This is a genomic window from Maribellus luteus (assembly GCF_003576475.1).
In the GTDB taxonomy this organism is placed as follows: domain Bacteria; phylum Bacteroidota; class Bacteroidia; order Bacteroidales; family Prolixibacteraceae; genus Draconibacterium; species Draconibacterium luteum.
In genome coordinates this window covers 305,990-321,957 of sequence record NZ_QWGR01000001.1, presented here as the reverse complement: position 1 = coordinate 321,957, position 15,968 = coordinate 305,990, and the positions used below count along the sequence as shown (strand labels likewise).

The window sequence follows — 15,968 nt, the reverse complement described above, 5'->3', positions numbered from 1 at the left end:
CCAGCAGAAATTATTACAAAACGATTAAAATGTTAAACAACATAAAAATGAAACTTTCCCATGACATGAGACCATTAACGTTTCATTGTCCTCCGGGAGTCAAGTCACTATAAAATGGTTTCAGCTTTGTATCTCGGAGTACAAGATAATCGGGAATAATAAAAAGGGATTAAGGTTGAAGAGAATTACTTAATTGCCGGCAAAAGTATCACGAAAAGAAAATAGAGATCATATTGTTTGGCAGCCATTTTTTCTGATAGAAATTTCATCGCCAGGTAAATGTGATTTTGCACAGTTTTTAATGAAATGGATAATTTATCTGCTACTTCCTTTTGGCTTAAACCTTCCAGTTTGTGTAATTTAATAACCAAACTTTGTTGGGGCGACATCATCCTTAGCAATTCCTTAAACTCACTTAGCACCTCACTATGAACCAAATCAGAGTCGGCGCTAACATTTGAGATCATATCCTTCTCGGGCACATCTTCGATACAGAGATTCATCTTTGAGCTTCGTAAATAATTTAATGCTGTATTTTTAGCTGCCGTAAAAAGATAGGGTTTTAGCCCAGTCGTAAGTTTTATTTTATGCCTGTTTAACCACAACTTTACGAAAACATCGGAAACAATATCTTCGACCGCTTCATGGTCTTTAACTATGGAATGGGTAAAATAACTAAGTCGGTTAAAATACTTATCGAAAACTATACTGAACGCTTTTTCGTTGCTGGCACAGATCTCTTGCCACAATTTGTGATCAGTATTAATTTCTTTATTCATTAATTCGAATTCATAAAACTGTCGCGAAGATAAATTGAATATCTACTTCAACTGAGAAAGGACAATTAAAAAAAGATTAAAGTTACCCTGATCTTTGTGGCTACTTTAAATAAATAATGATTAGGAAGTATTTGAATAACAGCTCTGTGGGAACCAATAATTAGTGTCTTACAATTTTAAATATCCTCAAACTCTACGTTTGTGTAATCTTTTACCTCGGCAATTTCGGCTTCTTCGAATTCGGCTTCGGTTTCTTCGTCGTTTGAGCGGCTTACCCGTTCATCTTCCGGTTGCTTTTCAAAAATGTAATCCACTACTTCCTGCAAGCTTTCCATAAATTTCTCGAAATCTTCTTTGTACAAAAAGATTTTGTGCTTTTCGTAGCTAAACTTTCCGTTCTCGCCAAAGCGTTTTTTACTTTCAGTAATGGTTAAATAAAACTCGTCGCTGCGGGTACTCTTTACGTCAAAAAAATAGGTTCTTTTTCCTGCTCGGATAACTTTTGAATGAATTTCCTGTTTAAACTTACTTCCAGAATTGTTTATTCCCTCCTTACTTCCAGCACTTTCCATTCTTTTAAATTTTTGATTTTTGACTTAGTTAGTTTCAAAAATAGAAAAATATTTTAGAAAATTTAACAATAGAACAGAAACCTCACACCGGAAAAATCAAATTATTCTATTTATAACCAGTCCATATAAAATTACTGCTCTTCCGTCTTTCTTTCCGGTCTGCCAAGCATTCAATTTGATTCTATGTTCAATTAATAATTAGACTTATAGACATAAAAAAATTCCGGAAGCCCTTTCTGCAAGTTCCTCCGGAATTTTGTATGAATACGGTAAGTGATACCTATTTATAGATTTCCTTTTTAGCTGAAAGCAGTGTGTTCAACAACAACGAAGTACGGGTCATTGGACCAACTCCACCCGGAACCGGGGTAATGTACGAACATTTCGGAGCTACCTCGTCAAACAGCACATCGCCTTTTAATTTCCAGCCCGATTTTGTCTGATCCGATTTTACGCGGGTGGTTCCCACATCAATTACAACGGCGCCTTCTTTTACCATATCGCCTTTCACAAACTCCGGAACACCCATTGCCACAATAAGAATATCGGCATTACAACATACTTCCTTCAGGTTTTGAGTGCGGCTGTGTGCAACGGTTACGGTGGCATTGATTGCCTTTTGCGACATCAAAACACTCATTGGGCGGCCTACAATGTTACTACGCCCCAAAACCACACAATTTTTACCGTTGGTGTCGATTTTATAGCGTTTCAGAAGCTCCACAATTCCATACGGAGTAGCCGAAACAAACGATGGCAGGCCAATCACCATCCGGCCCACATTGATCGGATGAAAACCATCCACATCCTTCTTCGGATCGATGGCTTCGATTACTTTTTGCTCTGAAATATGTTTGGGCAAAGGCAGTTGCACGATGAAGCCATCCAGGTCTTCATCCCTGTTCAACTCATCTACTTTTGCCAGCAACTCTTCTTCGGTAACGTCATCTTCGTAACGAATCAACGTAGATTTGAACCCAACTGCTTCGCAGTCTTTTATTTTATAAGCAACATAGGTTTCGCTGCCACCATCGTGCCCCACAAGGATCGCTGCCAAATGCGGTTGTTTACCACCATTGGCAATAATGGTTTTTACTTCTTCGGCAATCTCCGCCTTAATTTCTGCTGCAATTTTGTTCCCGTCGATCAATTCCATTGCTTCTGATTTTTTTCGAAAGCCTTGCTTTCTTTTATCGTTTACACTAAACTTTCTATCTGCGGCCACGCTGCTGCATGCCGGCCATCATTCGCTGTACGTTTTTACCCTGCGAAACCATCCGCATCATTTTGCGGGTTTCATCAAACTGTTTCAGCAAACGATTCACTTCCTGAATATCGGTTCCCGATCCGTTGGCAATACGTTTTCTTCGCCCACCGTTGATAATTGCCGGGTTCTCGCGTTCTTCCGCTGTCATGGAATAAATGATCGCTTCGATGTGTTTGAATGCATCATCGTCGATGTCCATGTTTTTAATGGCTTTTCCCATTCCCGGGATCATTCCGACTACATCCTTCAAACTGCCCATTTTCTTGATCTGGGCAATCTGTTTCAGGAAGTCGTTAAAATTAAAAGTATTTTTTGCCAGTTTTTTCTGAAGACGTTGTGCTTCTTCTTCGTCAAACTGTTCCTGTGCTTTTTCAACCAGCGAAACAATGTCACCCATCCCCAGGATACGGTCGGCCATACGATCGGGGTGGAAAACATCCAAAGCTTCGAGTTTCTCTCCGGTTCCTACAAACTTGATTGGTTTTTCAACCACTGCACGAATCGAGAGCGCTGCACCACCGCGGGTATCACCATCGAGTTTGGTAAGAACAACCCCGTCGAAGTCGAGTCGGTCGTTAAATTCTTTGGCGGTATTTACAGCATCCTGCCCCGTCATTGAATCCACCACGAAAAGGATTTCGTCCGGATTAATGGCTGATTTGATGGCCGCAATTTCATTCATCATCTGCTCATCAACGGCCAAACGACCGGCGGTATCCACAATCACCACGTCGTAGCCTTTGGCTTTGGCTTCCTGTATGGCTGCTTTGGCAATTTTCACCGGGTCCATGTTGCCTTCTTCGGTATACACCGGAACGCCGATTTGCTCGCCGAGTACTTTTAGCTGTTCGATCGCAGCCGGACGGTAAACGTCGCCTGCAACCAACATCGGATGGCGGCCTTTTTTCTTTTTCAGCATGTTGGCCAGCTTGCCCGAGAAAGTTGTTTTACCCGATCCCTGCAAACCTGACATCAAAATAACAGCGGGTTTTCCTTTTAATTCAATATCTGCAAAGGTGCCCCCCATTAACGAAGCCAGCTCGTCTTTGACGATTTTTACCATCAACTGCCCCGGTTTTACGGCGGTAAGAACCTCCTGTCCGAGTGCTTTTTCCTTCACGTCGTCGGTAAATTTCTTGGCTATTTTAAAGTTGACGTCGGCATCCAGCAAGGCACGACGAATATCTTTCAATGTTTCTGCCACATTGATTTCGGTGATCTTCCCCTCACCCTTTAACATTTTAAAGGACCGTTCCAGCCTGTCACTTAAATTCTCAAACATGCTTTTAATTCTTTTGAAAATGAGGTGCAAAAATAGGAAAAAAATGAAAAAAGGGAAGGATTCGGAGCAGATAAAAGAGAAGGAAAAACCAATCGAAAAAGCCGTTTCTTCAAATTACGTAAAAATGAAGAAACGGCTTTTAACAATATACTTGTACCCAGACGATTATAAATCGTTTTCGCCTTTTACATAGCCGAAGTTGGCGAGAATGCCACCATCAACATAAAGCACATGTCCGTTTACAAAATCGCTGGCTTTTGATGCCAGAAACAATGCAGCGTTTCCAATATCTTCGGGTTCTCCCCAGCGACCGGCGGGTGTGCGGGTCATTACCAGGTCGTTAAACGGATGCCCTCCTTCGCGGATGGGCGCGGTTTGCGAAGTGGCAATATAGCCAGGCCCAATTCCGTTGATCTGAATGTTGTATTTGGCCCATTCGCAAGTCATGTTGGCTGTTAAAAGCTTCAATCCGCCTTTTGCCGAAGCATAGGCCGAAACCGAGTTACGCCCGTAAACACTCATCATCGAACACATATTGATGATCTTCCCCGAACGTTTTTCGATCATTTTAGGTGCCACACGTTTCGAAACAATCAGCGGGGCTACCAGGTCGATGTCGAGCACCAGTTTGTAATCAGAAACCTGCATATCCAGGATTGGAACACGTTTGATAATTCCTGCGTTGTTTACCAGAATATCTACGGAGCCCACTTCGGCTTCGATCTTCGAAATGCCTTTATCCACTTCCTCTTCGCTGGTAACATCAAACTTCAGGGTATAAACCTCCACTCCCACTTCTGCATATTCAGCTTTGCAGCTTTCGAGTTTTTCTTCCGAAATGTCGTTCACACATACTTTTGCTCCTGCTTGTCCGAGCACTTTACCAATGGCCATTCCAATCCCGTGAGTTCCTCCGGTAATCAAAACAACCTTTCCGCTTAAATCAAATAATTCCTGTATCATAATTTAGTTTAAAGTTAAAAGAATAGCCGTGAGCTATGAGCCGTGAGTTACGAGCTACTTTTTTCAATGTATAATTACCTAAGATCGGTTGGAGCAATCACATCCATATCGCTGTAATCGAGGTTCTCGCCAGCCATTCCCCAGATAAAAATATAATTGCTGGTTCCGGCGGCAGAGTGAATCGACCATTCGGGCGAAATCACTGCCTGCTCGTTTTGCATCCAAATGTGGCGTGTTTCGTTGGGTTGCCCCATAAAATGACAAATTGCCTGCCCTTCGGGTACGTTAAAGTAGAAATAAACTTCGTTCCGGCGGCTGTGCTGATGCGGCGGCATGGTATTCCATACACTTCCGGTTTTGAGTTCAGTCATTCCCATTTGCAACTGGCAGGTTTCCACCACACTATTGATGAGCAGCTGGTTGATATTTCTTTCGTTGGAAGTTTCCAATGCACCAAGATGCAAAACATTGGCTTCGCCCAAAGTCACCTGTTTGGTTGGAAATTCTTTGTGTGCCGGTGCCGAGTTGATGTAATAGTGCGCCGGATTTTCGGCACTGTCCGATTTAAAGATCACCTCTTTACTCCCTTTTCCGATGTACAAGGCATCTTTGAAATCCATTTTGTACTCTGTTCCGTCGACAACAATTACTCCGGGTCCTGCAACATTGATTACGCCTACTTCCCTTCGTTCGCAGAAATATTCAGCCTTTAACAAATCGATGGTTTCCAGCGGCAGCGGTTCGTTCACTGGTACTGCGCCTCCAACAATGTAACGCTCGATGGACGAATATACCAAACGAACATTCCCCGGCTCCATCAGTTTTTCCACTAAAAATTCTTTCCGGATTCTTGCTGTATCATACGATTTAAAGTCTTCGGGATGATAAGCATAACGCGCTTCATAAATAGTTGCCATATTTTTTCTTTTTAAGTCTGTGCTTTATTATTTTCCTGCCGTTAAATTTTTGACCAGGAAAGAAAACCTGATCATTCAATTAAAAAGGAATAAATAATCAGCTACAAATGTATATATAATTTTCGGAAGAATGCAATCGATTGCATGGAAGAAAAATAATCTTAACTTTACCGCCAAAATAATAAGGATGAGCAACCAACCGGAAACAACCATTCACGACATTGCCAAAGCGTTGAATATATCAGCATCAACTGTATCCAGAGCACTTAATGATAATCCGCTGATCAGCCAGGCAACCCGCAATAAAATAAAAAAGGCGGCAGCAGAAATGGGATACCGCCCCAATGTTGTGGCTGCCAATTTCAGAACCAAACGAACCAATACCATCGGAGTGATCGTTCCGCTGATCAACCGGCATTTCTTTTCGTCGGTTATTAGCGGCATTGAAGAGGTTGCCTACGAACAGGGCTTTGCGGTTAGCATATCGCAATCAAACGATAATTTTGAAAAAGAGAGTAAGATTGCTCATTCACTGTTTGCCAACCGTGTTGATGGAGTAATTCTTTCCATTGCCATGGGAACAAGTTCGTACGAACATTTAAAACTGTTTTCGGAAAGACAGATCCCGCTTGTATTTTTCGACCGTGTTGTGGATGAAATTAATGCGTACAAAATTGTTGCAGACGATTTTCGCGGCGGATACCTGGCCACGCGCCATTTAATTGAACAAGGAAGAAAACGAATTGCCATGATTGGTGGTCCGCAAAATTTAAGGATTTACCAAAACAGGCAGGCCGGATATATAACAGCTTTGCAGGAAGCCGGGCTTCAACCCGATGATGCATTTATTCTGCACAATAGCCTGACACGGAAAGACGGAACACAAGCTATCAGCAAATTAATGAATGCAGCGATCCGTCCTGATGCCGTTTTTTGCGCCAACGACACAACGGCATTAAGCTCCATTATTTATTTGCGCGAAAACAACATAAAAGTACCGGAGGAAGTGGCGATCGTTGGGTTTAGTAATGAACCTTTTGCCGAAGTGGTGACACCTTCCATTAGCACCATTAAGCAACCCGGTTTTGAAATGGGAAAGAAAGCCGCTGAATTGCTTATCCGCCAGATCAATCAAAAAGAAACTCCTGATTATTTTGAAACGATCACAATGCCCACGGAGTTGATTGTCCGGGAATCGTCGGTAAGCAAATAACCGGGCAACGATCAATGTCCAACAATCAAAAAGGACTAAATGATCGATTGAAAAAGATTGAAGACCGATTCATCCAGATTGAGTCAATCCGAATTATCTTTCAACAAGTAACCGGTTGTATATGTACAAAAAATAAATCTGCCTTAAACAAAAGACAGATTTATTCTTCGTATTTCTATGCAGGGAATTATTTGATAGAAATATCCTCCCCCGTATTTGTTTTCAGTGTAAATTTTAACCGACGTTTGGCTTTCTCCTTTCCGGGAGAAATGATCAGTCGGCCCGCATCCGAGTTTTCAAAATAATCGAACACAAACTGCTCCGACGATGGTTCTGTTTCCACATCCTCCTCCGACAAAGCTTTCAGGTTGGGCACATAAATAACGGTTGGTACCTTTGCGGTTCCGGTTTCGTTCCAGGAACAGGTAAATTCCCCGGTTTCAGAGTTGTAATTGTACGCATCCAAAACACCTGCAATTTGCTGAGGATAGGGCCGCACGATGGCCTCCTGAAAATAGGGATACTCGCCAATGTCGTGGTAGTATGCCCAATAAGTATTGCTGAAGTTGTGTTTTTCCATCATACTCACCAAGTGCTGGGCTGTTTCCACCATTTTGGCCGACTTGCTATGAAGCGCGCCCCACTCGCCCACCAGCACCGGCATATTCATTCGTTTCCCGCTTTCAGCAATGCGGTCGAAAATAAACTCGACCCGCTCATAACTTGGGTTTTCAACCTCTTTGGTATCTACCACCAAGTCGTAACCGTGAGCAGCGTATGCCACATTGGGGTCGCGTGTACCATCGGGTAAGGTAGTAGCTTCCAAAGCAGTGGAAACACCGGTATTTACAAAATAATTGTGGTTATACATCAGAATATGGTTGGTGTCTACTTCCCGAATGGCATTGGCCACTTTCTGGTAAAAAGGCTGCAACTGGTTTTTCTCAAAGGCGGCACTCAATTCGTAAACGGCATCTACCACCTTTGCATATTTTTCCCGGGATGAAATAAGCTCCAGCGCTTTTAAACGCGATGCTTCACTGCCCCACATACGCTCCAACTCTTCGGCAGAAGGAGGTGCCTGTCCGGTTTCCTCTACCAAAAACCGGGCATAAGCTCCCAGCAACAAAGGCATAACGTTTTGTGCCCCGGAACCCATAAAAGGCTCGTTCATTATGTCGTAGCCAATTACGGTAGTATTGCTGGCGTAGCGCTGTGCAATGTGTTTCCACAGGTTAGCATAATGATCCTGCAAGCCAATACCATCAGCTGCCGGCGTATTATTCCAGAAATTATCGAAGGCCGTTTGAACGGCTGGACTGATCAGGTACGAATCGCTCCATACATCCCCGGTATAGTGTGGGTTATTTTCGCAAAGTGTTGCCCAGCTGGGTGCTCCATCCGAGAATTTAGCCCCATAAAGGTCCTGGTGCATATCCAGGAAAACGTAGATTTCATTTTCCTTCGCCCACTCTATTCGCTTATCAATTTCGCGCAGATACGCTTCGTCGTATTTCCCCGGTTCCGGCTCCAGCCCGTCCCAGATAATTCCCAGCCGGATGCAGTTAAATCCCCAGTGTTTAAATTGCCGGAAGGTTTCTTCGTTTTGAGGTGGCATGTAATTTTCAGCAGAGTCTTTGCTGATAAAGTTTATACCGCTCAACAACACTTGTCTGCCTTCTGCATCTTCAAAGTGCTGGTCTTTTACCTGTAAAAACCCTTTACTAATCACACCTTTGGGTGCATCGTTACAGGAAATCAAAACCGAAGCGATAAATAAAATAATAGAGAATCGTGTAAACATGTACTTTTAATTTGTTGATATTTAGTTATGACCTGCCGAAATTGTCCTCCGGCAGGTTTTAAGAGTCGAAGTCAGATAAAGCTACTTAGCATCGAAACTGAGAGTTATCAGGTTCGATGGTTTAGTAGGTGCCCCAATAACACTGTGCAAATAAATAGCTACAACCATTCTGTTGGGAGAAATATCCCGAAGGATTGCGTTAACTGCATAATCCTGAATTCCCAGAAAACCACCGTTTGCGAAGGTCAGGTAATCTGCATTTTCGAAAGTAACGGTCTTGGGTGAGAAGCTGTTCTCTCCCAGCTCGTCTACTGCATCAACAACGAGGTTTGTATTTTCAGTTAACGTCCATGTTGCATTTGTTGAAGGAGTATTTTTAACCGAGAATACTCCAACAGGAGTAATTGTCACGAAGTTTTCTTCTCCTAACTCCATCGCACTATAAACCCATCCAGCCAGGTTATTTCCATTTTTATTATCTACTTTATATTTCCCATCGGCGTAAAAAGTATATTCATTATCGTATTCTACACCCAGACCTATTTCATTAAGAAGGTTATCCGTCCCCGGCATAATTCCTGTAGGAAAAGAAGCATCAAAAGCACCTGCTCCGTCCATTCCGGGAGTGGCAGTACGGCTAAGTACCCAGGTTTTACCATTAACCCCGGGCCCTCCTGACAACAATTCTTCCATTGAGGCAACGATGGTAACCGATTTGCTGTTCATAGCTTCGCCACCGTCGCCCATGGCTGTAACCGTTACGGTGTAGTCACCCGACATGGTATAAGTATGACTGGTTGTTGCTCCGCTTCCGGTTTCATCGTCTCCGAAATTCCACGAAAAAGAAGTGGCATTCTCCGAAACCGTATTGAAGTTTACGGTGTACGAGTCATTCTGATCTACTTCGGCAAATATCTCCACTATGGGCGGAGCCGGGTCTTCGGAACACGAAATCATTAACGCCACTGCGGCAAACATTGTGAGTAAGGAATAAATAATCTTTTTCATAATGTTAAATCTTTAGTTTTTATTGAATCTATTGGTTAAGTCTTCTAATTTTTAACGTCCCACCAGAGCTTTGTGGTAATCAGGTCTTCTCCCTGCATTTCCAGAGCTTTCAGATAGTTCGAGTGGTTTATGTTTACTTCAGACGAAGGATAGCGCAGGCGAACCGGCAAATTTCCGTTGGTTATGCCCAGATCGAAATCGGGAGCTTCGCGTTGTTGTATTTTCGGATAGCCGGTGCGGCGAATGGTATTCCAGCCTTCCATTGCATTGGGAAGAACCGAAATCCATACCTGGGTACAAACTTGTTCGAACCGGTGTTCGGTGCTTCCGTTAAGTGTTGAATTCGTATTTTCAGCCAGGTAAGTGTCGATAATGGTTTCATCCACTTGCCATTGCTCCAGCGATTTCCGGATACCTGTTTGATACAGTTGGTTTGCATTCTCCTGCGAAATACCAGCTAGGGCCGCTTCTGCCCTCAGCAACCAGATTTCTGCTGCCGACATAAAATAAAAAGGAGCTGCTTTTCCTACCAGGTTATCAGCCGGCGACGACACGGTGTTCAGATCCCAATCGGGCAAAGCAGAGTTGCTTAAACCGTTTGGCAAACCTACAAATTCTCCTGCAGTGTTGGGTTTTACAAAAACTTCGAGGCGCGGATCGTTCAGCAGCTTAAGCCGGTCAACAAAAAACGCACTCATTTTCCATTTCCAGTAATCATAATGGCTATACACCGGGTTTTGGAATTCACCAATATCCGAATCCTGGTTCTCGTTCACCACATTCTGGCTGTTCTCTTCAATTAGAGGTGCAGCAAGACATTCTTTTATGATGTTCTCCGCATAACTTTTTTCTTCGGTGACAAAGCGAATCCGCATGGCATACCTTAGACGCAGGGAGTTGGCAAAGCGCCTCCAATTTTCCAGGTTATTGCTGAAAATCGGGTCGGCTCCCGGAAAACCATCTGCTGAACTGGCAGTGTTTAGAACTGTTATTGCATTTTTAAGTTCGTCAAGTGCATCTTTGTAAATCGTTTCCACCGAATCGTATTCCGGATAGAGGTTCCCCTCCTGCCCTAAACCGCCGTCACGGTATGGGATACTTCCAAAAGCATCGCTTAGCTGTACCAAATTCATTACGGCAATTATACGCGCCATCGCATATCGCACCGGATTTTCGTAGTCGCCACCTGGTTTTGTCAACCTGAGTACTTCCTGCACATGCCGAATTGGCCCGTAATAAAAGCCTTCGAAAACATCCCGGTACTCGTGTGAAGTGAAGTTATCGTAATACCGGTCGATAAACATGCTGTTGTTTTGCCCGCTGTAGATGTGTGCATATTGCGTTGCAAAAGGAAACTGTAAGTATTTATTCCCATTTCCACGCATGGTCTGCAAACAAGCGTTGGCAAATAAATACTCCGGATCGATTTTCGTTACTGCGTTGGGGTTGGTATTTGTTTTTTCGAATTCATCGTCGCAGGCCGTATTAAACACCAGTAATACAACAAGCAAGAATCCTATTTTTATAGCTTTCATGTGTTAAAAATTAATTTTAAGGTTTACACCATAGCTCGAAGTGGAAGGCAACGACAAGTGTTCGATGCCATTACCGGTATTTCCGCTGTTGTAGCCCGATTCGGGGTCGAAATGATCCATCGCACGGTACAAAAAGAACAGGTTCCGGCCTACCAGCGACAAATTCACATCGTCGATGGGCAGTTTCGCCAGCAAGCGGGAAGGCATGTTGTAACTTAGCACCAGCTCACGCAGACGAACATTCGTGGCATCCTGTATCCACTCAGTTCCGATTTGTTTGTTGTAAATATTGTACCATCTCAGTGTTGGTTCGATTGGGATGGTATTGGGCTGTCCGTTTGATTCGCTCCGGCCCTCTTCAATAAAACCGCCGGTTCCGGCAGCCCACTCGGCCCTTCCTTCCAGGGTTTCGGCACTGGTGCCAAAAAGTCCCATGTAAGCTTTTCCCCACGAGTAAATATCACCTCCCTTTTGAATATCCACCAGAAAACTCAAGCTAAGGTTTTTATAGCTGAACTGGTTGTTTATTCCGCCCATCCAGTCGGGGTTGATGTTTCCCATGGCTTTCCATTCGCCAGCCTGTGCAAAACCATTTTTATCGATCAGTTTGTGCCCAAATGAATCGCGTTTGTAATCGGTGGTATAAATCACTCCGTAAGGTTCTCCCGGGCGCGCCTGAATACTCATGTGAAATTCTTCGGCCAGCGGCAAAAATTCCATATCACCATACAATTCCATTACCTCCGACCGGTTTTTCGACCAGGTTAAAATCACATCCCAGGAAAAACCTCCCGGAGTTTCAACGGGTGTTGCATTCAATTGTACTTCAACGCCCCTGTTCTGTAATTTGCCTGCATTCATTTTCCGGCTTGAATACCCGGACGACGGTGTTAAGTCGACGTTCATTATCTGGTTGTCAGAAATGCTGTAGTAATAAGTGAAATCTACCGCCAGGCGATTTTTAAACATGGCCAGATTGGTACCTACTTCCCACGAGCTGGTTTCTTCAGGCTTTAGGTCGAAATGCGGCAACTGCCCCCCGATACTTGCAAGCGGATAGTCGGTCTGGGTCTGGCTAAGGCTGTAATATTGTGCAATCTCGTAAGCTCCTGTGTCGTTCCCCACTTTGGCAAATGAAGCCCGCAGTTTTCCGGTTGTCAGCCACTCCCAATTCAGTTTGAATGCTTCGGAGAACAGAAAACTCAGGTTTTCAGAATGATAGAAATAGGAGTTATTTTCTAATGGCAAAGTGGATGACCAATCGTTACGCGCTGTAACATCGAGGTACAAATAATTCTGAAACGCAAACTGGCCGAGTGCATAAAGCGAATAAACCTGCTTTTTCGAGAACCATTCACTGGTGCCGTAGTTGCGGTAATTCGAAATGTTGTACATCTCCGGCACACGCATCACACTTCCCCATTGCGAAATAGAATTGTATTTATTGTAGCGGTAGTTTCCACCCAGGCTCAGGTTTAGCGAAAAATCGTTGAAACGTTTATCGTAAGTTCCCAGAAAATCAGAGTTCCACTCCATGCTATTGCCCATTCCTTTGCTAATACTTCCCTGTCCGGTAGCAATGGACGGACGTCCCGGGTTTTCATAATCTTTTGATGAACTGTTTGTATAATCAAGGCCCGAGCGAACCATCAGATGAAAATGCTCCGTAGCATTCCATTTTACCGAAAACATACCCTGAAAACGGTTTTTCTCGTCTTCGTTCAATTTGTTTTGAAGTATCCAATACGGGTTGGCGAAGGTGTTATCCGTGTTCCACTTCAACATGTTTCCCTCGGCATCGGCTGTGTTTTGCTTTAATGATTCGAGTGTAATATTCCTTGGCATAATGGCCAGCGACTGCACCACATTTGAACCGTCTTCAGCAAGATACGGGCGGTTCTCTACCGACGAATGAATGTAAGTAAGCTTGGAATCGAACTCCACTTTCTCGCCCAGTTTTGAAAATCCGCGCAAGTTGAAAGTTTGTTTCGACAGATCGTTGTTGGGCATAATGCCTTTGGAGTCCTGATGGGTTATGGAGGCGCGAAACGTAGTTCTGTCAGTGCCTCCGTCGAAAGCTACCGTATTTGTAAACGAGCTGCCGGTACGGAAAAATGCATCGTAAGGATTGGCTTGTGGCACCATTTGTTCCTCCTGCCCCAGCCAGTTAACCAGTGTTTGTCCTTCCATCTTTTCGCCATAACTCCATATCCAGGGGTAATCGGCCAGAGGTTTCGGCGGATTTCCCGACAAGGAAGGATAATACCCAAAAGCACCTTGTGTGTATTCGTTCTGGAAATCGGGGGTAACCATGGGCTTTTCCACGGTGTATCCCGAAGAAAACGATATCCCGATCCCTCGTTTGTTTTTCCCTTTTTTGGTGGTGATCAGTATAACTCCATTGGCTCCTCTCGATCCGTAGGCCGCAGCAGCACCGGCACCCTTCAGTACACTCATCGATTCAATGTCTTCCGGGTTCAGATCGGCCAGCGCGTCCCCGCTGTCTTTGCCTCCCCAGCGGCCTCCGCCACCAAACCCGGCATCCATCGGAATGCCATCGATCACAAACAAAGGTCGGTTATTTCCGAGCATGGAGGCTACTCCACGAAGGACAACCCTTGAAGAACCATCGACGCCTGTGGGCGATTTGGTAATTTGCAAACCCGAAACTTTTCCGGCAAGCGAGTTGACAGGATTGTTTTCTTTGGCCCGGTTAATTTCGTCGCTTCCCACTTGTGTAATTGAATAGCCCAGAGAGTTCTTGTCCCGTTCAATACTAAGAGCGGTAACAACCACTTCATCAATCGACTGAATGTCTTCGACTAAAACCACGTTTAGTTCGCGTTGCCCGTTTGCGGCGATCTCCTGCGGCTGAAACCCAATAAACGAAAACGACAGAACGACTGCTTCTTCGGGTACTTCAATGCTGTAAGTACCATCCATGCCGGTAGTCACACCTTTGGCAGTACCTTTAATTACCACGTTTACACCAGGAAGTCCCTGCGGTTCCCTGGCAGAAGTTACCCGGCCCTTGATCATCACTCCGTGTTTTTCCCCCACGGGAGAAACCACAATCAACTGATCTTCCATCATACGAAAGCTCAGATTGGTCTTTGTTTTTAAGATTTCAATGAGTTGTTCAATCCCGGCTTCTGCCACGTCAAGAGAAATAATCTTCTCCAGGTCAACCAGGTCATCACTGTAGAAAAACCGGTAACCACTTTTTTCATGGATGGTTTTAAAGACGTTCTCCAGGTTCATGTTTTCAACCTTCAAACTAATCTTTTCCTGTGCGCTTAAAGTAAACGACAACAGAACACAGGCGATTAAAATCAGCTGTTTTAAATTCATTTGTTAGAAATTGGTTTGTTGTTAGCGTACCACACGGGTAGAAAGAATTGCCCTGAATTCCGTTAGAATACAACTTCCCTGCTACCCCCTGCCAGCACGTTTTAGTATCTCTTATTTAGTTCTTTTCTTTTAGCCAGATGTCGCGATCCTCAATCTCATAATCAATGTGAGCTGCAATACCAATGGCTTCGATCACTTGTTCTACCGTTTCATTTTCAAGCGAACCGGTAAACTTGAGTTTCTTAAGTGCTTCGGTTTCAAAATGAATTTTCACATCGTACTTACGTTCCAGTTTTATCGCCAACTCACTGAGTGATTCGCTGGTAATGAACAAGGTTCCGTCTTTCCACGATGTAAACTCCCGGGTATCAATTCCCTTCGAGATCAGATAGGTTAACTTATTTGTTTTTTGGGTTTTAATGGTCTCGGTGGCCTGCTTTTCGATTTGTGCGTCTATCGTTTCTTCCACCGGCTTATTTTTACGGAAATACACCACGCGCTGATTCGGTTCGAGTAACACTTCGTTTTCCTTCACATTCAATCCATCACGCACTACGCCCACCTTTCCTTCCAGCAGAGTGGTTTCGATGGTTCCTTCTTCCGGATACGATTTTACATTGAACGAAGTACCGTATGCCTTAATGTTAAGTTCCGATGTGCGAACCATAAAAATTTTGGAAGAATCGGTTTCCACATCAAAAAAAGCTTCCCCTTCCAATTCCACTTCTCTTCCTTTTTTGCCGAAATCGCTTGAGTATTTCAAATTACTGCTGGCATTCAGCCACACCACCGTTCCGTCGGGCAGGGTAATTTTTGACTTGGCGCCGGCTGGTGTATTTATCTCCTGGAAAGCAAGATTTTGGGTGGGTTTATTAAATACCAGGTAAGCAACAAAAAATGAAAAAGCGGCTCCGAAAAGAAAAACAGCTGCCACTCTTGGTGCCCAATAAAAGAATCGCTGCACAGGAGACATACGACGTATAGGCGAGCTTTCAATCTCCCGAATGATCTCCTGCCAACGTTTTTCAAGGTCTTCGTTGGTTAACCGCGCCAGCATCTTCGACATGTTCCAGATTCTCCTGAATTCGTTATAGTCTTTAACGGCTTCCGGATTATTTTTTAGCCATTCCAGCAAGAATTTTTCATCCTGAGATGAGATCCTTCCTTCCAGGTAAGCCAAAAACAACTGTTCGATTCTTTTACTCATTTTATTGGTATTATATGAGTAAGGAAAACGAGCGGCAAAAATCACTTACAGCATTTTGATTTTTTTTTGA

12 protein-coding genes are annotated in these 15,968 nt (G+C 43.9%); 1 reads left to right on the top strand and 11 read right to left on the bottom strand.

All coding sequences use genetic code 11. From position 1 onward, the window contains the following. Positions 1-185 precede the first annotated feature (185 nt). The 6 genes from D1614_RS01165 to kduI all read right to left on the bottom strand — a co-directional run bounded on the left by D1614_RS01165 (position 186) and on the right by kduI (position 5,780). The gene (locus D1614_RS01165; protein ID WP_119436047.1) at positions 186-779 is read right to left on the bottom strand and encodes an RNA polymerase sigma factor; all 594 of its coding nucleotides are present in this window, start codon (positions 777-779) and stop codon (positions 186-188) included. 176 nt (positions 780-955) lie between these two features. Beyond that, complete coding sequence (locus tag D1614_RS01160) at positions 956-1,351, bottom strand: DUF3276 family protein (RefSeq protein ID WP_119436046.1); 396 nt, start codon at positions 1,349-1,351, stop codon at positions 956-958. A gap of 280 nt (positions 1,352-1,631) precedes the next feature. Further along, positions 1,632-2,507, bottom strand: a complete 876-nt coding sequence (gene folD / locus D1614_RS01155) for a bifunctional methylenetetrahydrofolate dehydrogenase/methenyltetrahydrofolate cyclohydrolase FolD (RefSeq protein WP_119436045.1) — start codon at positions 2,505-2,507, stop codon at positions 1,632-1,634. A gap of 55 nt (positions 2,508-2,562) precedes the next feature. Next, complete coding sequence (gene ffh, locus D1614_RS01150) at positions 2,563-3,900, bottom strand: signal recognition particle protein (protein ID WP_119436044.1); 1,338 nt, start codon at positions 3,898-3,900, stop codon at positions 2,563-2,565. A 165-nt stretch (positions 3,901-4,065) separates the two neighbouring features. After that, positions 4,066-4,863 carry a gluconate 5-dehydrogenase gene (locus D1614_RS01145; RefSeq protein ID WP_119436043.1) on the bottom strand — a complete coding sequence of 266 codons (798 nt, stop codon included), beginning with the start codon at positions 4,861-4,863 and terminating at the stop codon, positions 4,066-4,068. Between the two features lie 74 nt (positions 4,864-4,937). Beyond that, complete coding sequence (gene kduI, locus D1614_RS01140; protein WP_119436042.1) at positions 4,938-5,780, bottom strand: 5-dehydro-4-deoxy-D-glucuronate isomerase; 843 nt, start codon at positions 5,778-5,780, stop codon at positions 4,938-4,940. Positions 5,781-5,967: 187 nt separating this feature from the next. Here kduI and D1614_RS01135 point away from each other — a divergent pair, with 187 nt between their 5' ends. After that, a complete protein-coding gene (locus D1614_RS01135; protein ID WP_162304371.1) occupies positions 5,968-6,993 on the top strand; it encodes a LacI family DNA-binding transcriptional regulator in 1,026 nt (341 codons plus the stop codon). Between the two features lie 187 nt (positions 6,994-7,180). Here the strand turns inward: D1614_RS01135 and D1614_RS01130 are convergent, their stop codons facing one another. The 5 genes from D1614_RS01130 to D1614_RS01110 form a co-directional block, all read right to left on the bottom strand. Continuing rightward, positions 7,181-8,797 (bottom strand): cellulase family glycosylhydrolase, encoded by a 1,617-nt coding sequence (locus D1614_RS01130; RefSeq protein WP_119436040.1) that lies wholly within the window; start codon positions 8,795-8,797, stop codon positions 7,181-7,183. Positions 8,798-8,878: 81 nt separating this feature from the next. Continuing rightward, positions 8,879-9,805, bottom strand: a complete 927-nt coding sequence (locus D1614_RS01125; protein WP_119436039.1) for a PKD domain-containing protein — start codon at positions 9,803-9,805, stop codon at positions 8,879-8,881. Between the two features lie 44 nt (positions 9,806-9,849). Further along, complete coding sequence (locus tag D1614_RS01120) at positions 9,850-11,340, bottom strand: SusD/RagB family nutrient-binding outer membrane lipoprotein (protein ID WP_119436038.1); 1,491 nt, start codon at positions 11,338-11,340, stop codon at positions 9,850-9,852. 3 nt (positions 11,341-11,343) lie between these two features. Beyond that, complete coding sequence (locus D1614_RS01115) at positions 11,344-14,691, bottom strand: SusC/RagA family TonB-linked outer membrane protein (protein ID WP_119436037.1); 3,348 nt, start codon at positions 14,689-14,691, stop codon at positions 11,344-11,346. Between the two features lie 115 nt (positions 14,692-14,806). Beyond that, positions 14,807-15,898, bottom strand: a complete 1,092-nt coding sequence (locus D1614_RS01110) for a FecR family protein (protein ID WP_119436036.1) — start codon at positions 15,896-15,898, stop codon at positions 14,807-14,809. Between the last annotated feature and the right edge of the window lie 70 nt (positions 15,899-15,968).